This window comes from Aliihoeflea sp. 40Bstr573 (assembly GCF_024105655.1).
GTDB lineage: Bacteria > Pseudomonadota > Alphaproteobacteria > Rhizobiales > Rhizobiaceae > Aliihoeflea.
Genome location: NZ_JAAAMH010000002.1, coordinates 192,360 through 211,008, shown reverse-complemented (window position 1 = coordinate 211,008; position 18,649 = coordinate 192,360). Strand labels below are relative to the sequence as shown.

The 18,649-nt window shown below is 64.9% G+C and carries 19 protein-coding genes; 7 read left to right on the top strand and 12 right to left on the bottom strand.

The features are described from left to right. Positions 1-94 precede the first annotated feature (94 nt). Positions 95-778 carry a hypothetical protein gene (locus tag GTK01_RS04225; protein ID WP_252924600.1) on the top strand — a complete coding sequence of 228 codons (684 nt, stop codon included), beginning with the start codon at positions 95-97 and terminating at the stop codon, positions 776-778. Positions 779-787: 9 nt separating this feature from the next. Here GTK01_RS04225 and GTK01_RS04220 read toward each other — a convergent pair whose 3' ends face one another. From GTK01_RS04220 to GTK01_RS04205, 4 genes are all read right to left on the bottom strand, one after another. Continuing rightward, entirely contained in the window at positions 788-2,161 is a 1,374-nt protein-coding gene (locus GTK01_RS04220) for a glutamate--cysteine ligase (protein WP_252924599.1), read from the bottom strand. A gap of 346 nt (positions 2,162-2,507) precedes the next feature. Next, entirely contained in the window at positions 2,508-3,242 is a 735-nt protein-coding gene (locus tag GTK01_RS04215) for a 16S rRNA (uracil(1498)-N(3))-methyltransferase (RefSeq protein WP_252924598.1), read from the bottom strand. A 56-nt stretch (positions 3,243-3,298) separates the two neighbouring features. Continuing rightward, entirely contained in the window at positions 3,299-3,721 is a 423-nt protein-coding gene (locus tag GTK01_RS04210) for a hypothetical protein (RefSeq protein WP_252924597.1), read from the bottom strand. A 73-nt stretch (positions 3,722-3,794) separates the two neighbouring features. Beyond that, positions 3,795-4,442: a DNA-3-methyladenine glycosylase I gene (locus GTK01_RS04205; RefSeq protein ID WP_252924596.1), complete on the bottom strand. Its 648-nt coding sequence runs from the start codon at positions 4,440-4,442 to the stop codon at positions 3,795-3,797. Between the two features lie 172 nt (positions 4,443-4,614). On the opposite strand from GTK01_RS04205, the gene GTK01_RS04200 reads away from it, so the two are divergent. Then, a complete protein-coding gene (locus GTK01_RS04200) occupies positions 4,615-5,385 on the top strand; it encodes a L,D-transpeptidase (protein WP_252924595.1) in 771 nt (256 codons plus the stop codon). A 101-nt stretch (positions 5,386-5,486) separates the two neighbouring features. Here the strand turns inward: GTK01_RS04200 and glcF are convergent, their stop codons facing one another. From glcF to GTK01_RS04185, 3 genes are read right to left on the bottom strand one after another with little or no spacing between them, the layout of a single operon-like run. Next, positions 5,487-6,866 (bottom strand): glycolate oxidase subunit GlcF, encoded by a 1,380-nt coding sequence (glcF, locus tag GTK01_RS04195; protein WP_252924594.1) that lies wholly within the window; start codon positions 6,864-6,866, stop codon positions 5,487-5,489. Further along, on the bottom strand, positions 6,866-8,068 hold the full coding sequence (locus GTK01_RS04190; protein ID WP_252924593.1) for an FAD-binding protein: 1,203 nt from the start codon (positions 8,066-8,068) through the stop codon (positions 6,866-6,868). The genes glcF and GTK01_RS04190 overlap by 1 nt, the downstream gene beginning before the upstream one ends. 7 nt (positions 8,069-8,075) lie before the next feature. Next, positions 8,076-9,572, bottom strand: a complete 1,497-nt coding sequence (locus tag GTK01_RS04185) for an FAD-linked oxidase C-terminal domain-containing protein (RefSeq protein ID WP_252924592.1) — start codon at positions 9,570-9,572, stop codon at positions 8,076-8,078. 121 nt (positions 9,573-9,693) lie between these two features. Between GTK01_RS04185 and GTK01_RS04180 the strand changes: the two genes are divergently transcribed. From GTK01_RS04180 to GTK01_RS04165, 4 genes are read left to right on the top strand one after another with little or no spacing between them, the layout of a single operon-like run. Next, entirely contained in the window at positions 9,694-10,467 is a 774-nt protein-coding gene (locus tag GTK01_RS04180; RefSeq protein ID WP_252924591.1) for a (Fe-S)-binding protein, read from the top strand. Then, positions 10,467-11,903, top strand: a complete 1,437-nt coding sequence (locus tag GTK01_RS04175; RefSeq protein WP_252924590.1) for a LutB/LldF family L-lactate oxidation iron-sulfur protein — start codon at positions 10,467-10,469, stop codon at positions 11,901-11,903. The genes GTK01_RS04180 and GTK01_RS04175 overlap by 1 nt, the downstream gene beginning before the upstream one ends. Then, the gene (locus GTK01_RS04170; RefSeq protein WP_252924589.1) at positions 11,900-12,568 is read left to right on the top strand and encodes a lactate utilization protein; all 669 of its coding nucleotides are present in this window, start codon (positions 11,900-11,902) and stop codon (positions 12,566-12,568) included. The genes GTK01_RS04175 and GTK01_RS04170 overlap by 4 nt, the downstream gene beginning before the upstream one ends. Before the next feature lies 1 nt (position 12,569). Continuing rightward, positions 12,570-13,310, top strand: a complete 741-nt coding sequence (locus tag GTK01_RS04165; protein WP_252924588.1) for a metallophosphoesterase — start codon at positions 12,570-12,572, stop codon at positions 13,308-13,310. Between the two features lie 3 nt (positions 13,311-13,313). On the opposite strand, the gene GTK01_RS20945 is transcribed toward GTK01_RS04165, so the two are convergent. Both GTK01_RS20945 and GTK01_RS04160 read right to left on the bottom strand, forming a co-directional pair. Continuing rightward, positions 13,314-13,448 (bottom strand): hypothetical protein, encoded by a 135-nt coding sequence (locus GTK01_RS20945; RefSeq protein ID WP_256483505.1) that lies wholly within the window; start codon positions 13,446-13,448, stop codon positions 13,314-13,316. A 236-nt stretch (positions 13,449-13,684) separates the two neighbouring features. Then, positions 13,685-14,389: a type 1 glutamine amidotransferase gene (locus tag GTK01_RS04160; protein WP_252924587.1), complete on the bottom strand. Its 705-nt coding sequence runs from the start codon at positions 14,387-14,389 to the stop codon at positions 13,685-13,687. Between the two features lie 70 nt (positions 14,390-14,459). On the opposite strand from GTK01_RS04160, the gene GTK01_RS04155 reads away from it, so the two are divergent. Then, positions 14,460-15,092, top strand: coding sequence for a hypothetical protein (locus tag GTK01_RS04155; protein ID WP_252924586.1), 633 nt, complete (start codon positions 14,460-14,462; stop codon positions 15,090-15,092). Here GTK01_RS04155 and hisG read toward each other — a convergent pair. The 3 genes from hisG to hisS form a co-directional block, all read right to left on the bottom strand. Next, positions 15,087-15,782 (bottom strand): ATP phosphoribosyltransferase, encoded by a 696-nt coding sequence (hisG, locus tag GTK01_RS04150; RefSeq protein ID WP_252924585.1) that lies wholly within the window; start codon positions 15,780-15,782, stop codon positions 15,087-15,089. The two genes, GTK01_RS04155 and hisG, sit on opposite strands and share 6 nt — an antisense overlap. 214 nt (positions 15,783-15,996) lie before the next feature. Then, positions 15,997-17,115, bottom strand: coding sequence for an ATP phosphoribosyltransferase regulatory subunit (locus GTK01_RS04145; protein ID WP_252924584.1), 1,119 nt, complete (start codon positions 17,113-17,115; stop codon positions 15,997-15,999). Further along, positions 17,112-18,560 (bottom strand): histidine--tRNA ligase, encoded by a 1,449-nt coding sequence (gene hisS, locus GTK01_RS04140; RefSeq protein ID WP_252924583.1) that lies wholly within the window; start codon positions 18,558-18,560, stop codon positions 17,112-17,114. The genes GTK01_RS04145 and hisS overlap by 4 nt, the downstream gene beginning before the upstream one ends. Between the last annotated feature and the right edge of the window lie 89 nt (positions 18,561-18,649).

The window sequence follows — 18,649 nt, the reverse complement described above, 5'->3', positions numbered from 1 at the left end:
GACACAAGTTGCGGAATTGCCGGCCTTGACCTCTGGGGCCGTAGAACGCACACGTCGCGGCACAACAGCAAAGTTTCTGGGAACAATTATGCGAATGGGTTGGGCGCAGGCTGCAATACTTGGAATTTCGATGCTGGTCCTTTCGCTAGGACCTGCCGCGCTGCTTGTTTATGCGGGCTACATCGAGCGCATCGATCTGGCAAATCTGGATTGGACAGGCGTTGGATCGCTTGCGGCGATTGTGACGATCCTGATCAATCTCGTCCTGCTTGCTTCCGTGGTTGTTGGCTTTCAAACCGTCCGCGAGGGACAAAATACGCGTACGGCGGAGCTCATGCGTTGGGCAATGGAACAGATGGACAAGGTCAAGGATGACGAGAGGGTTGTGAAGACCTTCTCGACGACGCCGTACTCAACCTGGAAGAACGATCCCGCAGCGACCAGGAGCGCCCAGCAAGTGACGAACGCCTATTCGCGAATGGCTTATTTCGTCAATCATCAGCTTGTCGACATCTCCCACTTCCGCAAGCTGTGGGGCGTCAACATCTGTCTCTACTGGCTCTTGCTCGAAGAGCACATTTGCTCCGAGAGGGAAAAATTCTCCGACAAGAAGACTGCCGGAGAGGGGGCTTTCGTGCGCTCCGATTTCGAACTTCTTGCGCACCGGCTGATCGCGCATTTCGACCGAACCAATCCCAAGATGCTCGACGCTTATCTCAAAACGCTGGGAAGGAAGCGGAGCGGCAACCTGCTCCATCTCGAACCGATCGTCGAATAGGCGGCGTCCTCAATACGCATACTCGAGGAACGCCGGCTCGATCGATCCGCCCCAGCGGGTGTGGTAAGCCCGCACCATCTCTTCCGCGCTGGTCGTCCCGCGAGCGATCACCTCGTCGAGCGGCGCGAGGAAGCCGGTCTCGTCATAGCCTTCGTGGTTCTTGTGCGCCCGGTTTGTCAGGCCCATGCGCGAAATTGCCAGAACCTCTCGACCGATCTCGCGCAGCGTGTGGTTGCGGAACGGCGTCGCCAGTCCCTGAGCCGGCACGGCGTCGCGCTGGGCAAGGCATTCCTGATAGGTCCAGTCGGCCGTCAGTTCTTCGGCGGCGTCGAGCGCGGCGTCGTCGTATAGCAGCCCGACCCAGAAGGCCGGCAACGCGCAGATGCGTCGCCACGGTCCGCCATCGGCACCACGCATTTCAAGAAAGCGCTTCAGCCGCACATCGGGGAAGAGCGTGGAAAGGTGGTTCGCCCAGTCGCCCATCGTCGGCAGCCCGTTCGGAATCTCGTCCTTCAGGGCGCCGTCCATGAACTGGCGGAATGTCACATGCGTGACGTCGAAATAGCGGCCCTCACGAATGAGGAAATACATCGGCACGTCGAGCGCCCATTCGACATAGTTCGCAAAGCCGAAATCGGGCGAGAAGCACATTTCAAGCATGCCGGCGCGCTGATTGTCCGTGTCGCGCCAGATCTCGCCGCGCCAGCTTTGCAGCCCGTTTGGCTTGCCTTCGGTGAAGGGAGAGTTGGCGAAGAGCGCGGTCGAAAGCGGTTGCAGCTTCAGCGAAACCTGCATCTTGCGGCGCATGTCTTCTTCGGAGGAGAAATCGAGATTCACCTGGATCGTGCAGGTCCTGTACATCATGTCGAGGCCGTGGCTGCCGACCTTCGGCATGTAGGCGGTCATGATGTCGTAGCGCGACTTGGGCATGCGCGGCGTTTCGGCCAGCGTCCATTTCGGGCTGCCGCCAAGGCCAAGAAAGCGGATGCCGAGCGGCTCGGCGATCTGGCGAAGCTGCGCGAGATGCGCGTTGCCCTCGCGGCACGTCTGATGGATCGTTTCGAGCGGCGCGCCGGAAAGTTCGAACTGCCCGCCCGGCTCAAGCGAGATCGCGCCCTGTCCCGTCGGCTCGACGAGCCCGATGATATGCCCGGCATCCACGATCGGGTCCCAGCCGAGCGTCTTCTGCATCCCTTCCAGCAGCGCCCGGATGCCGTTGTCTCCGCCATAGGGCACCGGCGCGTTGCCATCGACATAGAAGGGGAACTTCTCATGCTCGGTGCCGATCCGCCATTTCTCCTTCGGCTTAGAGCCTTCGGCGAGATGAGCGACGAGCTCCGATTTTTCTTCGATCGGCCGGAAATCGGTCGTGTCGCGTGCCATGAAATGTCCCCGGGTCCCGAGCCTTGCGTAAGAATGTGGGTGTGTTGGCCGCAAATGCCATCGACGATCAAGCGAAAAATCCTGACCGCTGCGTCAATGGCGGTTGATGGATCGGCCAGTGCGATGCTGCGTCGTCTCGAAACGGCGGCGATGCGTCGGCGTCGGGCCACGTTCGGAACCCGTCGCGTGACATTCAAATTCGCGGAATGGATCTCGCTTCGCTCGATCTCGGCCGGCTGTCGATGTACCTGCCTGCCTTAATCGTCGCGAATGCCGCTGGCCGCATATTCGACCTAGAAGGGTGGGGTCACTTCGTGAAGAACGGCAGCATTTCACCGCCGCTGCCCTACCAATCCCCGATCGTCGCCTGGATCACTGCCAGCGCCGCGACCGCCGCCGTATCCGCCCTCAATATCCTCGGCCCGAGCGGAATGGCGGTGACGAAATCGAGCGCGTGCAGCTGCCGCCGCTCGCCGTCGGAAAACCCGCCCTCCGGCCCGACGATCAACGCCAACCTGCGCCCCTTCAAGCGAATCAGCGTCTCCACCGGATTGTCCCCGGTCGCGCTCTCGTCGCAGAAGATCAGCGCCCGGTCCGTGTCCCACTCCGCAAGCAAGCGGTCGAGCTTCATCGGTTCGCGAATCTCTGGCACCGCGAGCACTCCGCATTGCTCGGCTGCCTCGATCGCATTGGCCTGCAGCCTTTCCGTGCCGATCTTTGCCATTTGCGTATGCTGCGTGATGACTGGCTGCAGCGCGCCTGCGCCCATCTCCACCGCCTTTTGCACCATGTAGTCCAGCCGTCCGGCCTTGATCGGCGCGAAACAGTAGATGAGATCGGGGGTCGCCGGTTGCGGACGTGTCTGCTCGGCGAGCGACAGTGTCACGCTCTTTTTCGAGATCGCCGCCACGCTCGCGCGCCATTCGCCGTCGCGCCCGTTGAAGACCAGCAACTCGCCGCCTTCACGCATGCGTATGACATTGGTCAGGTAGTGGCTCTGCTGCGCGGAAAGGGCGACCGTCCCGTCACCGGAAAGGCCGCCCTCCACGAAGAGCCGTTGCATCTTGTAGTTCGCTCGCATGGCGAACCAGATGGGGCAGGGGCCGGCCCGCGGTCAAGTGGGGCCGGCCGCAGGCCTTATTCGGCCGGTGCGTCGTTCGTCCGCTCGGCCGGTGCCGTGCGCTCGGCCTTGTCGGCGCGCTGGCCGCGCTCGCCGCGCATCCCGCCGCGGAACGGACGGTCCTCGCTGGTCAGCATCCCGTCATCGTTACGATCCATCCGCGCGAACTGGCGCTCGACGCGGTTGTCGATGTTGGCCAGGAATTCCTCGCGTGAGATCTGCCCGTCGCCATCCGCGTCAAGCTGGTCGAATCGGGCTTCGGCGCGCGCGGTGACGACCTCCGCAAAACGCGCCTGGTCGACCCCGTCTGCGCGTATCTCCTTATGCAATTCACGCATCATTTGGCGCGGCGAACGGTCGGTCTGCGTTGCGTCCTGCGCGAAGGCGGCGGTGGAGGCCGCGAAGCTGGTGATCAGCAAGGTGACGATGGTGGTTTTCATGGCAAGTCCTCGTATGCGTTGTCCCTGAACGCAACTGTGCCTGCCGCAACCTTACCGCGAACTGTCCGCCGGGTTAATTCGCGGTAAGGGGCCGCTTCAGCTTCTGCCGCTCGCCCTCCACCTGCGCGCGGCAGAAGCAGCCCTCGATATGGTCGTTGACCAGCCCCATCGCCTGCATGAACGCATACACCGTGGTGGGCCCGACGAAGCTCCAGCCCTTCTTCTTCAGGATCTTCGAGATGCGCGTCGACACTTCTGTCTTCGGGGTCGCCTTGAGGGCGTCGAAGTCGAACACGTCCGGCCGTTCATGCGCCTGCGGTTCGAACGACCAGAAGAACGCGGCCAGCGAGCCGTGCTCGTTGACGAGTTCCACGGCCCGCCGCGCATTGTTGTAGACCGAGGCGATCTTGCCGCGATGGCGCACGATGCCGGCATTTTGCAGGTGCCGCTCGATCTCGCTTTGGGGACGCGTGGCCAGCACGCGGAAATCGAATCCCTCGAAGGCCTCGCGGAAGTTCTCGCGCTTTCTGAGGATCGTCAGCCAGGAGAGGCCCGACTGGAAACCTTCGAGGCACAGCTTCTCGAACAGCCTGATGTCGGCCGTCACCGGCCGGCCCCATTCGGTGTCGTGATAGGTCAGGTAGTCCGGCAGATTGCCATGCCAGGCACAGCGCAGCTTGCCGTCCCCGCCTTCGATCAGCCCCGCAACATCTTGCGCCATCGCCTTGTTATTCCTCGTTAACGCCGCATTCACCACCGTCATGAACCGGCCGGTAACCACACCCGAAGCTTTACGCCAGGACGGGCATTTTATGAAAGCGGATTCATGCTTTCGTGGCAGCGCATCCTGACAATGCGCGTTGAAACGACAGTCAATTCAGGTGAGACCGTCCATGAAATCCATTCTTCTTTGCGCGGCTCTGGCCGTGCTCCTGCCGGCATCGGCGATGGCGCAGGACCGCTATGGCGAGCGCCCGCCGCTGGTCGTCAGTCCCGATCTTTCGGCCCCTTGGGTCATGCAGTTGCAGCGTGCGCCGCACGGCGCCCCGATCCGCGAGCGCACCGTCCGGCGACACGTCGCCCCTGGTGCCCGCATGGCCGTCGCGCCGGCGCCGATCATCCGCCAGCGCTCGCTCGTCGTCGCGCCCGATCCGGTTCACACGGCTGCAATGGCGCCCGCCGCGCCGCGCGATTCCGCGCCGCAGATGGACCCGATCTTCCTGCCGCAGGAGGTCGCCTACACCGGCTCCCACAAGCCCGGCACGATCGTCATCGATACCAGCGCCAAGTTCCTCTACCTCGTGCAGGAAGGCGGCACCGCGCGGCGCTACGGCGTTGGCGTCGGCAAGGAAGGCTTTTCCTGGCGCGGCACGGAAACAATCACCCGCAAGGCCGAATGGCCGGGCTGGACGCCGCCGAAGGAAATGATCGCCCGCGAGCGTGCCAAGGGCCGCATCCTGCCGGCGCACATGGTCGGCGGCCCGGAAAACCCACTCGGCGCCCGCGCGCTCTATCTCGGCTCCACGCTCTACCGCATTCACGGCACCAACGCGCCCTGGACCATCGGCCAGGCCGTCTCGTCGGGCTGCATTCGCATGCGCAACGAGGATGTCACCGACCTTTACGAACGCGTCAAAGTCGGTACAAGGGTTGTGGTGAGCTGATCAATTCCCGGCACGGTGGAAACTGCGCCTGCTGACGAAGAATTCCCGGAGAGGGGATAGCGGACATCGGGGGACGGTGACCGCGGCGACGGGTCGAACGATCAGGACCGTCGCTTGAAGGGCAGTGCGATTCCTCGCGCTGCCCTTTCGCTTTTACTCCGCCGCTTCCATCGCCCGCGCCTCGGCAGCCCTGCCGGCTTCGGCCCGCCATACGCCCAATCGAGCAGTGACACCGTATGCACGATCGGCAGGTGCGAGCCAGACGCGATCTGGGTCATGCAGCCGATATTGCCGGTTGCAACCAGATCGGCCCCGGTCGCTTCGATGTTCGCCACCTTGCGGTCGCGCAGCTTGAGCGAAATCTCCGGCTGCAGGATGTTGTAGGTTCCGGCCGAACCGCAGCAAAGATGGCCCTCGCGCGGCTCGCGCACGGCAAAGCCCGCCGCCTGCAACAGCGTCTTCGGCAGGCCCGTGATCTTCTGCCCGTGCTGCATGGAGCAGGCCGAATGATAGGCGACGGTCAGCTCAGGCCGAACCACCGGTTCCGGCAAATCGAGGCTCGCCAGATATTCCGTCACGTCCTTTGCCAGCGCCGACACCCGCGCCGCCTTCTCGGCATAGACAGGATCGAGCCGCAGCATGAAGCCGTAATCCTTGATCGTCGTCCCGCAGCCCGACGCCGTGATGACGATCGCGTCGAGCCCGCCCTGGTCGATCTCGCGCGTCCAGGCATCGACGTTCCTGCGCGCAAAATCGAGTGCCTGTTCCTCGCGTCCCATGTGATGCGTCAGCGCCCCGCAACAGCCTTCGCCCGCAGGCACGACGACCTCGATCCCGAGCCGGGTCAAAAGCCGCACTGTCGCCTCGTTGATGCCGGGATCGAGCACCGACTGCGCGCACCCTGTCAGGATCGCCACGCGCCCGCGCTTCTGCATCGAGGCGCCATGCACTGCCGGCCTCGACACATCCGACGCCGGCGGAATGTTTTTCGGCGCCAGCTCCAGCATCGCCACGATCGGCTTCAACCCCGGCACGGCACGAAACACCCCGGCAAAGGCGCGGCCGACACCGGCCAGTTTCAGGCTCGCGCGCATCCGGTCCGGATAGGGTAGGGTGGCGGCGAGAAGCCCGCGCACCAGCCGGTCCATCAGCGGTCGCTTGTATGTCTTCTCGATATGCGCCCGCGCATGGTCGACGAGGTGCATGTAATGGACGCCCGACGGACAGGTCGTCATGCAGGAAAGGCAAGACAGACACCTGTCGATATGCGTCACCACCGTCTCGTCTGCCGGCCGGTCGTTTTCCAGCATGTCCTTGATCAGGTAGATGCGCCCGCGCGGACTGTCGAGCTCGTTGCCGAGTGTCACATAGGTCGGGCAGGTCGCGGTGCAGAACCCGCAATGGACGCAGGTTCGCAAGATTTTCTCCGATTCCGCCACATGCGGATCGGCGAGCTGTGCGAGGGAGAAAGAGGTTTGCATCAGCCCATCCTTCCCGGATTGAGAATTCCTTTCGGGTCGAACTGGTCCTTCAGCCGCCCCGCCAGTTGGCCAAGTGCGCCGGCCTGCGGCTGGAACACCTGCGTCGCCGCGCGCACCGGCACGCTTGCGCGCACCAGCGTCGCATGGCCGCCGCCGAAATGCGCGATCAGCGCCCTCAGCCCTTCGGCGTCCGGCTCGGCTTCCATCCGCGCCCAGATCAGCCCGCCCTGCCAGTCGTAGAAGACGTCCGCGCCGGCATGGAGCCGCAGTTCGGCGACCATCTTCCACCCCTGGCTCGGCGCCATCGAAATGCGCCACACCGGACGGCTGGTGCCGTCGGCGTAAGGCAGGCAATCGCGGATTTCGCGCCACACCTGCCGCGACTGCGCCTGTTCGAGAACCTCGATCTCGCCTTGCGCGGCGAGCAGCCCTGTGAGCGTCTTGAGGCGGTATTCGACCGATGGCCCGAACCCTTCCAGCCGCAGCAGCGTCGAAGCCGGTCCCTTCAGCGCGCCGTCGAGGACGCGCCCCGTCACGCTGGGCGGCAGATGCGCGGCCGACGAAACCTCGGCGCTCGATCCCATACCCGCCGCCATGGCGAAGGCAGCCGGCCCGTCGTCGAGCCCGCGAATGACGAAACTCTTCTCGGTCTCGGCTGCCGGAAGCACCTTGAACGTCAGATCTGTGACCACGGCCAGCGTGCCCCACGAACCCGCCAACCCCTTGGACAAGTCGTAGCCGGTGACGTTCTTGACCACCCGCCCGCCTGACTTGAACGCCTCGCCGCGCCCTGACACCGCATGGACGCCGAGGATGTGATCCCGCGCCGCGCCCGATTTCAGCCGCCGAGGCCCGGAAAGGTTCGCTGCCAGCGCCCCGCCAACCGTGCCGCGCCCCGGCTCGCTTCCAAGCAGCGGCCCATAGTCCATCGGCTCGAACGCAAACTCCTGCCGATGCTCTTTCAGCAGCGCCTCGATTTCGGCGATCGGCGTGCCGGCCCGCGCCGAAAGGACCAGTTCCTCGGGCTCGTAAAGCGTCACGCCGGTCAGTCCGGAAAGGTCGATGGCATGTTCGCTCTGCACCGGCCGCCCGATCCCGCGCTTCGACCCATGCCCGATGATCTCGAGCGGCGCTTCCTCGGAGACCGCCCATTGCAAGGCGTCCAGCGTCTCCGCTGCGGAGGAGGGGGTGAAGGTGGTCATGTGATGATCAAAACCTTGGAATATCCGGAAACGCCACTTGGCCGCGACTGATGTGCATCCGGCCCATTTCCGCGCAGCGATGCAGTTGCGGAAACACCTTGCCGGGGTTCAGCAGATGCTCCGGATCGAACGCGCATTTCACCCGGATCTGCTGGTTGAGGTCGATGTCGGAAAACATTTCCGGCATCAGATCGCGCTTTTCCACGCCCACCCCGTGCTCGCCGGTCAGCACGCCGCCAACCTCGACACACAGTCGCAAGATATCCGAGCCGAAGGCCTCGGCGCGGTCGAGTTCGCCCGGCTTGTTCGCGTCGTAGAGGATCAGCGGATGCAGATTGCCATCGCCTGCGTGGAAGACGTTGGCGACTTCCAGCCCGTATTTCTCCGATAGTTCGCGCATCCGCGCTAGGACGGTCGGCAGTTCCTTGCGCGGGATCGTCCCGTCCATGCAGTAATAATCGGGCGAAATGCGCCCCACGGCCGGAAACGCCGCCTTGCGGCCTGCCCAGAAGATGGCGCGCTCGGAATCCGACGTCGAAATCCGGCTTGTCGTCGCGCCGTTTTGCGCCGCCAGCCGCTCCACCTCGCCGATCAGATCGTCGATCTCGGCGACCGGCCCGTCGAGCTCGACGATCAGAAGCGCCTCGACATCGAGCGGATAGCCGGCATGGACGAAGGCCTCGGCGGCATGGATCGCCGGCCGGTCCATCATTTCCATCCCGCCGGGAACGATGCCCGCGCCGATGATGTCGGCGACGCACTGCCCCGCCTGTTCGGAGGACGGGAAACCGACGAGCATCGCACGCGCCGCTTCCGGCTTTTGCAGGATGCGCACCGTCACCTCGGTGACAACGCCGAGCAGCCCCTCGGAGCCCGTCATCAGGCCAAGAAGATCGTAGCCCTCCGCATCGAGATGCTTGCCGCCGAGCCGAATCACCTCACCGTCGATCAACACCATCTCGAGGCCGAGCACATTGTTGGCCGTCAGCCCGTATTTCAGGCAGTGCACGCCGCCCGAATTCTCCGCGACATTGCCGCCGATCGAGCAGGCGATCTGCGAGGAGGGGTCGGGCGCATAGTAAAAGCCTTCCTCTTCGACGGCTTTGGTGATGCCGAGATTGGTCACGCCCGGCTGCGCGGTCACCGTGCGGTTGGCAAAGTCTATGTCGAGAATGCGGTTGAACCGGCTCATGACGAGCAGAACGGCGTCGGCCAGCGGCAGCGCGCCGCCGGAGAGCGAGGTGCCCGAGCCGCGCGGCACGACGCGGATGTTTCGCTCGTTGCAGTATTTCAGGATGCGGGAAACTTGCGCCGTCGTCTCCGGCAGGACGACGACCAGGGGAAGTTGCCGATAGGCCGTCAGCCCGTCGCTTTCGAAAGCGCGCATGGCATGCTCCGCTTCCACCACGCCTTCGCCCGGGACGATGACGCGCATGTCGGCGACAATTTCCGCGCGCCGTGAAAGCGTCGCCTCGTCGGCGGCCGGCATGACGGGTCCTGACATTGAAAGCTCCTCCCGTTCGGCTTCCCTTCCCTGCACTTATAGCGGCCGGTAGCCGACTGGCCACTTGAAAAAACGCCTCCCGGGTCTATCGTGCCGCCCAACGGAAAGACGGGAAACGCTCTTGCAACATCAATCGACGAAGCGACCGACGGTGGGCCTGTTCGTCACCTGCCTGGTCGATCTGTTCCGGCCCAGCGTCGGATTTGCGGCCGTGAAGCTGATCGAGGAGGCCGGCTGCACGGTCGACGTGCCGATGACGCAGACCTGCTGTGGCCAGCCGGCTTACAATTCCGGCGACCGCGAGGACACGCGCGAGATCGCGAAGGCCACCATCGCCGCTTTCGAGGAGTTCGACTATGTCGTCGCGCCCTCGGGCTCGTGCACCGGCATGCTGAAGAAGCACTATCCCGCACTCTTCGCCGGTGATCCGGCCTGGGAAAGCCGCGCGGCGGAGTTTTCGAAGAAGGTCCACGAACTCGTTTCCTTCCTCGCCGACGAGATGAAGGTCGAGGGCGTCACCGCCAAGCTCACCGCCACCGCGACCTATCACGATTCCTGCTCGGGCCTGCGCGAACTCGGCATTCACGACCAGCCGCGCAAGCTGCTTGCCTCGGTCGAGGGGCTTAAGATCGCCGAGATGCAGGAAGCGGACGTGTGCTGCGGCTTCGGCGGCACCTTCTGCGTCAAATATTCCGACATCTCGAACGCCATCGTCACGAAGAAGACCGCGAACATCGAAACCGCCGGCGCCGACATGCTGCTGGCGGGCGATCTCGGCTGTCTGATGAACATGGCCGGCAAGCTGAAGCGCGACGGCTCGTCCATCGAGGTCCGCCACGTCGCCGAAGTCCTGGCCGGCATGACCGACCAGCCGCCGATCGGGGGAGCGAACTGATGCAGATACGCTCTCCGGAATTCAAGGCAAACTCCGTCAAGGCCCTCTCCGACGCTCAGCTTCAAAAGGCGCTGGGTAACGTTCGCGCGGGCTTCATCGACAAACGCAAGAAGGCAGTCGACGCGCTGCCCGAATTCGACGCGCTGCGCGAAAACGGCAAGGCGATCAAGGATCACACGCTCGCCAATCTCGATCTCTATCTGGAGAACTACGAGGCGCAGGTGAAGGCTGCCGGCGGCCATGTCCACTGGGCCGAGACGGCCGAGGATGCGCGCAGGATCATTCTCGATCTTTGCGCATCGCGCGGCGTGAAGACCGTCACCAAGGGCAAGTCGATGATCTCCGAGGAGATCGCGCTCAACGACGCGCTCGAGGCAGCGGGCGTGCGCCCGGTCGAAACCGATCTGGGCGAATACATCATCCAGCTTCGCGGCGAGCATCCGAGCCACATCATCGCGCCGGCCGTGCACCTGAACAAGGAGCAGATCGAGGCCGATTTCCGCCGCGTTCACACACATCTGCCGGCCGACCGCGAACTCGTCGAGCACGAGAAGCTTCTGACCGAGGCGCGCGCCGTCCTGCGCGAGCAGTATTTCAAGGCCGATCTCGGCATCACGGGCGCGAACTTCCTGGTCGCCGAAACCGGCTCTTCGATCATCGTGACGAACGAGGGCAATGGCGACCTGACGCAGATCCTGCCGCGCATCCACGTCGTCGTCGCCTCGATCGAGAAGGTCGTGCCGACGCTGGAGGATGCCGCGCAGATCCTGCGCCTTCTCGCCCGCTCGGCCACTGGCCAGGACATGAGCGTCTACACCACCATTTCGACCGGCGGACGCCGCGAGGGCGACCCGGACGGGCCGGACGAATATCATGTCGTCCTTCTCGACAATGGCCGCTCTTCGATGCTTGGCACCGAGTTCCAGGAGATGCTGCGCTGTATCCGGTGCGGCGCCTGCATGAACCATTGCCCGGTCTATCACGCCGTCGGCGGCCATGCGTATGGCTGGGTCTATCCTGGTCCGATGGGCGCGGTGCTCACCCCCTCGCTGATCGGCGTCGACAAGGGCGGGCATCTGCCCAACGCCTCGACCTTTTGCGGCCGCTGCGAAAGCGTGTGCCCGATGAAGATTCCGCTGCCCAAGATGATGCGGCATTGGCGCGAGCGCGAATTCGAGCGCGGCCTGAACCCGGCCGCTGCCCGCTACGGCCTCAAGGCCTGGGCCTTCTTCGCCAGGCGCCCCTCGCTTTACCGCTTCTTCGCCTCGCTCGGTATTCCCGTCCTGTCGGCCGCCGGCGGCGCGAAGCACCGCTTCTCCTGGCTGCCCTTTGCCGGCGGCTGGACGAAATATCGCGAACTGCCAGCGCCGGAAGGCCGAACCTTCCTGCAGCAATGGGCACAGCGCGAAGCGAAGAAGCAGGAGCCGGTTCGATGAGCGCCCGCGACGCGATTCTGAACAAGGTCCGCGCCTCGCTTGGCGCCGGCAATGGCCCGCGTGCCAAGGTGGTCCGTGAGCGCCTCGACGGCGCCCCGCGCGGCCTCATCCCCGAACGCGGACAACTGCCCGATGCGGCCCGGATCGACCTCTTCGCCGCTCAGGCGGAAAAGGTCCATGCGACGACCGAGCGCCTTGCGTCCTACGCCGATCTCCCGGCGGCGGTCACCGCCTATCTGCGCTCCAAGAACCTGTCGGCCTCGATCCGCATGGGCGACGACCCGCGACTGAACGGTGCCGACTGGTCGATGCAAGCCGCGCTCGAAATCCGGCGCGGGCCCTCGGACGGCAATGACGAGACCGGCCTCAGCCACGCCTTCGGAGCCGTCGCCGAAACCGGCACGCTGGTGCTTCATTCGGGCGCGGAAAATCCGACGACCGTCAACTTCCTGCCCGAGCATCATCTTGTCATCGTGGATGCGAAGGATGTCGCGGGCGACCTCGAAACCGTGCTCGCCCGTGTCCGCGAGACGTTCGGCAAGGGGCAGATGCCGCGCACCTTGAACATGATCACCGGCCCCTCGCGCTCCGGCGACATCGAGCAGAAGATGCTGCTCGGCGCGCATGGCCCGCGCGCGCTGCACATCATGGTCGTCGGCAGCTAGGATGGAGCCGGGCGTCCGATACGAGGACGCCTGCGCCCCTGAAGGCATGCGCCTTTACGCCATCGGCGACATCCACGGCCGTGCCGATCTGCTGGCGAAGATGCTGGCACTGATCGAGGGCGAGATCGTCCGCGACAGACCCGCCGATTGGCGCGTCATCTATCTGGGCGACTATGTGGACCGCGGGGCCGACAGCGCCGGCGTGATCGACCGGATCGCCCGGCGCGTGGCGGCCAACGTGCGCCATGTCGCTCTTCTGGGCAATCACGACAAGGTGCTGGCCGAATTCCTCGCCGATGCCGAAACGTGGTGGCGGTTCGCGGATTTCGAGGGCGAGACGACCGCGCGTTCGTACGGCGTCAAAGTGGACTTTTCGTCAGACGCCGCCATCCGCCGGAGCCGCGACGCGCTGATCGGCGCCGTTCCGCCCGCGCACATCGCCTTCCTCAGCGGCCTCAAGCTCTCGCTTTCGATCGGCGATTTTTTCTTCTGCCACGCCGGTATACGCCCCGGCGTCCCGCTCGACGCCCAGGACCCGCTCGACCTGATCTGGATCAGGCGTGAGTTCTCCGACTATCGGGGGCTGCATCCCAAGCTGATTGTCCACGGCCACACGCCGCACGCCGAGCCCGAACTGCGCGCCAACCGCATAAATATCGACACATATGCTTTCGCCAGCGGCCGATTAACGGCGCTGGCGATCGAGGGTCGCGAGAAGCGGTTTCTTGAGGTGACCGGCTAGGTCTTAGTCCGCGACGACGCCATAGCCGTCGACCACGACGAAGTCACCGGCTGCGTCGGCCGTGTAGATGCCGGCGCCCCAGAACACGATTGCGGAAAGCATGGAGAGGGTGATCAGGGCGGTGCGCACGTGGTTCATCTCGGTTGGGTCCTGCAACTCTTACAACGGGTTCCGTTACAAATCGGTTTCAGTAGGAGAATCCATGGCGCAAAATTTCGTTCCCCGCGATTTGTTTCACGGTGGTTTCGAAAAGGCGCGTTTGGGCGGAATTTCCGTCTGATGCGGCCGCTGATCTAGGCTTCCAATCGGGCGAAAGCCAGACGCTGCAAGGCTTTGCCACGCCTATTTTTCATCAGTTGCATTTCTGCAACTTCTCAGCCCCGGATGGTGGAAACCCAGGCCTTCGCAAGCGCGGAGCCGGCCGCGTCCGCGTCAGGGCCGAAGCGCTCGGCCTCTGCTTTGTGGCGGCTGCCCCAATCGGGCTCGCGTTCCGCGATCCAGCCGGCGAATCGCTCGCTCCACTCGGCGACGAGCGACCGGTCGGCCTCGAAATGGAATTGGATTCCATAGGCCCGTTCACCGATCCGGAAGGCCTGGTTGTGCGAGACGAGGTTGCCGGCAAGGCGCGATGCCCCGCGTGGCAGCATGTAGTGGTCGTCGTGCCACTGGAAGATGGGGAAGCGCGCAGGCAGGGCGCCCAGGACCCGGTCTTCGATGCCTTCGGGCGTCAGCGCCACTTCGCGCCAGCCGAATTCGCGTGCCCCGCCGATCAGGTTCTGCGCCCCGTGCGCGCGGGCGAGAAGCTGCGCCCCGAGACAGATGCCGAGAACGGCCCGGCCGCTGGCGGTGAAATCGCGGATGAAATCGACGAGCTTCGGCAGGTAGGGATGCTCGTCGTCGGCGAGCGCGTTCTGCCCGCCTCCCAGCACGATGAGCGCGTCGTGACCGTCGATCCGCTCGGGCAGAACGCCGCCATCGTGCAGCGCGCGCATGTCGATTTCGGCGCCGGCCTCCTCGAGCGCGGTCCGCATCTGGCCAAGCCCGGTGCCGTCGAAATTCTGGATGACGAGAACGCGCATCTGCCTGCCTGATTTGCCCATCGATGTCCGGCGGTTAACATGGACGGCAAAGTTCTGCCAAGGGATCGAAATGACGCTCCAGAACCGTGCCGATCCCTTCGGCGCCCTTCACGCCGTGCCCGCGCGCGGGTTGTTCACCGGCAATCGCGGCATCCTGCACGATCCCGACGCCCGAGAACCCTCCGGTCGTCGCTGGACGACCCGCGCGTGGATCGTATGCTCCTGCGACTGGAAGGGAAGGCGGCGCGACGTTTGGGGCCGTAACGGCCGAGACGGCGGCGCGGGCTGGACCGAACTCTTCTTTGCCGACGAGGTCACGGCGCTCGCCGCCGGCCACCGCCCCTGCTTCACCTGCCGCCGCGACGATGCCCGCGCCTTCCAGTCCGCATTCGGGGCCGGAAACGATCTGGCCTCCGTCACCGCCCCGCAGATGGACGAGCGCCTTCACGCCGAGCGTCGCCTCTCGTCTCGGGCCACTCCGGTTCCTGTTGCGCCCGACGAACTCCCGGACGCCGCTATGATCGAAGTTGCCGGCCAGCCGTTCGTTCGCCGTGAAGGAAACTGGCTGCGCTGGACCTTCGAAGGCTACGTCCCGTCCCCCCGGCCAACGGCGCCCGCATTCGCCATCACGCCACCCTCGACCATCGCCGCGCTGCGCGACGGCTACCGTCCGGTTTGGGCAAGTGTCGAGGTTCGGCTATAAGCCCGCGACCGCGGTCACGATCTCGTCGACGATCGCCTGGTCCTCAGCGCCGCGCTGCTTGTTCGCGGAAAACAGGCACGCTTCCGATTTCAAGATGACGCCGTCGGCCAGCACCTTGAGATGATTGGCCTTCAGCGTCGAGCCGGTGGTGGTGATGTCGACGATGATGTCCGCCGAGCCCGCCGCCGGCGCACCCTCGGTCGCTCCCAGGCTCTCGACGATCCGGTAGACCTGGATGCCGTGGGTGCGCGAGAAGAACTGCTGCGTCAAACGCCAGTATTTGGTGGCGATCCGCAGCCGCCGTCCGTGCCGTTGGCGAAACTCGGCGGCGACGTCTTCGAGGTCCGCCATGGTTTCAACATCGAGCCAGGCATCGGGCACCGCGACCACCACGTCGGCGCGGCCAAAGCCCAGCCGCGCCCCGATTGCGACGCGGTCCTGCCAGCTTGCAATCCCTTCGCAAACGAGGTCTTCCCCGGTGACGCCAAGGTCGATCGACCCTTGCGCAAGCTCGCGCGAAATCTCCGAGGCGGAGAGGAACGCGACCTCGATATCGTCGCGTCCGTCGATCCGCGCGCGGTAGCGGCGGTCGTCGTCCGGCGTCGCGACCTTGAAGCCGGCAGCGGCGAGCTTTTCGAGCGCGGCATCCTTGAGACGGCCCTTGGAGGGGAGTGCGAGCGTGATGGTCATGCTGCGGGTCCCGTGTGCGTCGGTTCGGTTGCGGCGGCGCTGTACCCCCACCCTTTATCCCTCCCCACAAGGGGGAGGGAGTCGTGATCGTCGAGCCTCCAATTTGAATGGCGGGCCGGGCAAGTTATGCGCGACGCGGACGGCTTCCCTCCCCCTTGTGGGGAGGGATGAAGGGTGGGGGTCAATTCGGAAAAACCCTTCCGCCGCCTCCGCATCAAGCCTCTCCCTTCAAGGCTTCGATCCTGTCGAGCCAGACGGAAAAGCCGACGCCGGGGATCGGCGACTTGGCGCCGAGAAGCGTCAGCAGACGGTCGTAGCGCCCACCGCCGGCGAGCGGACGGTCGCGACTGCCGGCGGAGATCTCGTAGACGAGGCCGGTATAGTAATCGAGCGGGCGGCCGAAGCCGGCGTCGTAGTGGATCGCGGCTTCGGGCAGGCCAAGCTCGGAAATGCACCGCGAGCGGGCGGAGAAGATGTCGAGCGCCGCGCCGAGCGAAATGCCTGCATCGCCGGCGAAATCGCGCAGCGCGTTGCCGGCCTGGCGCAGCGGCGCGTGGATCGCGAGAAAGGTCTTCAGCGCGCCGAGCGCCTCTTCGGACAGCCGCACCGACCGCAGTTCGGCTTTCTCGATCAGCCGGTTGGCGATCTCGGTCGACGTGCGACCGGCGCTTTCGGCAAGACCCGTATCCGCCATCAAGCCGGCGACGTAGGACGCAAGCCCCTCACGGTCGCGCTCGGCGACGAGCGAGGCGACGGGTTCGTCGAGCGTCAATTTGCGCGCCGGATTGGCAAGGTCGTCGAGCGCGGCGTCGAGCATGTCCTTCGACCCGAAGGCGCGGGCAAGGCGCTTTTGCCAGCCGCGCGGCAGGCCCAGGGCGGCAAGCACGGCCTCGAAAACACGCTGGTCGCCGAGGGTGATCGTCAACTCGTGGGCGGGCAGGACCCCGGCGAGAAGGGCATGTGCATCGGCGATCGACCGGGCGTCGGCGCGTGCGATGTCGGTTTCGCCCAGATCCTCGATGCCGGCCTGGAAGAACTCGTTCCCCCCCTCGCGCCGCTGGCGGAAGACTTCGCCGAGATAGGCATAGCGCCGCGGTGTCCCTGCCTTGGAAGCGATATGGTCGATGCAGACGGGAATGGTGAATTCCGGCCGCAGGCACAGCGCCGCGCCGGTTTCGCTTTCGGTCAGGAAAATCCGGCGGCGAAGGTCTTCGCCGGCCATATCGAGAAACGGATCGGCCGGCTGCAGGATCGCAACGTCGACCATGCCAGCCCCGCGCGCAGCGAAGATGGCGCGGATGTCGTCGGCGATCTGGGGGATGCGGGACGTCATTCCCGCTCTGCCGCCTGGCCTTCGAGCACCTTGCGCACGGCAGCGACCAACTCGCTCTCCGGCACGGAGAACTGCGCGGGGCGGCTTTCGCGCCATTCGGTGTTGTCGGTGATGCCTTCGGCGGCCTTGGCGCCCGCGATTAGATCCTTGATCTGGACCTCGCCCGCCGCGCGCTCGTCGCCGCCCTGGATGACGACGCAAGGGGCGCCGCGCCGGTCGGCATATTTCATCTGCGCCTTCATGCCCGCGCCGCCCAGATACATCTCGGAGCGGATGCCAGCAGCGCGCAAATCCGCGACCATTTTCTGATAGCGACCGAGGGATTCGGTGTCCTTGTCCATGACGAGGACGACGACCGGCGCAACGACGTTGGCGGAATCGAGCTTGCCGAGGTTCTTCAGCGCCGTGACGAGGCGCGAGACGCCGATGGAAAAGCCCGTCGCCGGTACCGGCTCGCCACGAAAGCGCGAAACGAGGCCGTCATAACGACCGCCGCCCGCGACCGAGCCGAAGCGCACGACCTGCCCGTCCTCGTTGGTGACGTCGAAGGTCAGTTCGGCTTCGTAGACGGGGCCGGTGTAGTATTCGAGGCCGCGCACGACGGAGGGATCGATCTTGACGCGACCGTCGTCGTAACCGGCGGCAGCACAAAGAGCACGGATCTGCTCGAGTTCCGCAACGCCCTCATTGTCCTCGATTTCACCGGTCTCGATATAGGCGAGAACCCTGGCAACCGCGTCGTCGTTCAGCCCCGCGCCCTTGGTGAAATCGCCGCTTTCGTCGAGACGGCCCTTGCCGAGAAGCGCACGCACGCCTTCCGGCCCGAACTTGTCGAGCTTGTCGATGGCCCGTAGAACGCCCAGCCGCCGGCCGGCATTCTCGTCGCCGCCGAGGCCGATCGCCTCGAGAACGCCGTCGAGAACCTTGCGATTGTTCACGCGGATGACGTAATCGCCGCGCTTGATGCCGACGGCTTCGAGCGTGTCCGCCATCATCATCGCCATCTCGGCATCTGCCGCGACGCCGGGCGTGCCGACGATGTCGGCGTCGAACTGCATGAACTGGCGGAAGCGGCCGGGGCCGGGCTTTTCGTTGCGAAAGACCCATCCGGAGCGGTAGGAACGGTAGGGCTTGGGCAGGCGCTCGAAGTTTTCGGCGACGAAGCGGGCGAGCGGCGCCGTCAGGTCGTAGCGCAGCGACAGCCACTGCTCGTCATCGTCCTGGAAGGAAAAGACGCCCTCGTTCGGCCGGTCCTGATCGGGCAGGAACTTGCCGAGCGCATCGGTGTATTCGATCATCGGCTGCTCGACCGGATCGAAGCCGTAAAGCTCATACACCTCGCGGATTTTCGCGGTCATGGCGTCGACGGCCCGGATGTCGTCGGCATGGCGGTCGACGAAGCCCCGCGGGAGCCGCGCCTTCATTTTCTCCGCCTTGTCGACCATGTCTGAAATCCGCCTGCGATGATTGGAAATGCGCCCGAACCGGGCGCGCCGTGTCGTAACCGATAGGAACGAAGGCGGCAAGTGTCGGG

Bases quoted from the DNA above. Each gene is read 5' to 3' on its own strand.
- GTK01_RS04190 (WP_252924593.1), bottom strand. From the start codon at position 8,068: ATGACCACCTTCACCCCCTCCTCCGCAGCGGAGACGCTGGACGCCTTG.
- GTK01_RS04145 (WP_252924584.1), bottom strand. From the start codon at position 17,115: ATGACGTCCCGCATCCCCCAGATCGCCGACGACATCCGCGCCATCTTC.
- GTK01_RS04210 (WP_252924597.1), bottom strand. From the start codon at position 3,721: ATGAAAACCACCATCGTCACCTTGCTGATCACCAGCTTCGCGGCCTCC.
- GTK01_RS04165 (WP_252924588.1), top strand. From the start codon at position 12,570: ATGGAGCCGGGCGTCCGATACGAGGACGCCTGCGCCCCTGAAGGCATG.
- GTK01_RS04155 (WP_252924586.1), top strand. From the start codon at position 14,460: ATGACGCTCCAGAACCGTGCCGATCCCTTCGGCGCCCTTCACGCCGTG.
- GTK01_RS04175 (WP_252924590.1), top strand. From the start codon at position 10,467: ATGCAGATACGCTCTCCGGAATTCAAGGCAAACTCCGTCAAGGCCCTC.
- hisS (WP_252924583.1), bottom strand. From the start codon at position 18,560: ATGGTCGACAAGGCGGAGAAAATGAAGGCGCGGCTCCCGCGGGGCTTC.
- GTK01_RS04170 (WP_252924589.1), top strand. From the start codon at position 11,900: ATGAGCGCCCGCGACGCGATTCTGAACAAGGTCCGCGCCTCGCTTGGC.
- hisG (WP_252924585.1), bottom strand. From the start codon at position 15,782: ATGACCATCACGCTCGCACTCCCCTCCAAGGGCCGTCTCAAGGATGCC.
- GTK01_RS04160 (WP_252924587.1), bottom strand. From the start codon at position 14,389: ATGCGCGTTCTCGTCATCCAGAATTTCGACGGCACCGGGCTTGGCCAG.
- GTK01_RS04185 (WP_252924592.1), bottom strand. From the start codon at position 9,572: ATGTCAGGACCCGTCATGCCGGCCGCCGACGAGGCGACGCTTTCACGG.
- GTK01_RS04200 (WP_252924595.1), top strand. From the start codon at position 4,615: ATGAAATCCATTCTTCTTTGCGCGGCTCTGGCCGTGCTCCTGCCGGCA.
- GTK01_RS20945 (WP_256483505.1), bottom strand. From the start codon at position 13,448: ATGAACCACGTGCGCACCGCCCTGATCACCCTCTCCATGCTTTCCGCA.
- GTK01_RS04215 (WP_252924598.1), bottom strand. From the start codon at position 3,242: ATGCGAGCGAACTACAAGATGCAACGGCTCTTCGTGGAGGGCGGCCTT.
- GTK01_RS04205 (WP_252924596.1), bottom strand. From the start codon at position 4,442: ATGGCGCAAGATGTTGCGGGGCTGATCGAAGGCGGGGACGGCAAGCTG.
- GTK01_RS04220 (WP_252924599.1), bottom strand. From the start codon at position 2,161: ATGGCACGCGACACGACCGATTTCCGGCCGATCGAAGAAAAATCGGAG.
- GTK01_RS04225 (WP_252924600.1), top strand. From the start codon at position 95: ATGGGTTGGGCGCAGGCTGCAATACTTGGAATTTCGATGCTGGTCCTT.
- glcF (WP_252924594.1), bottom strand. From the start codon at position 6,866: ATGCAAACCTCTTTCTCCCTCGCACAGCTCGCCGATCCGCATGTGGCG.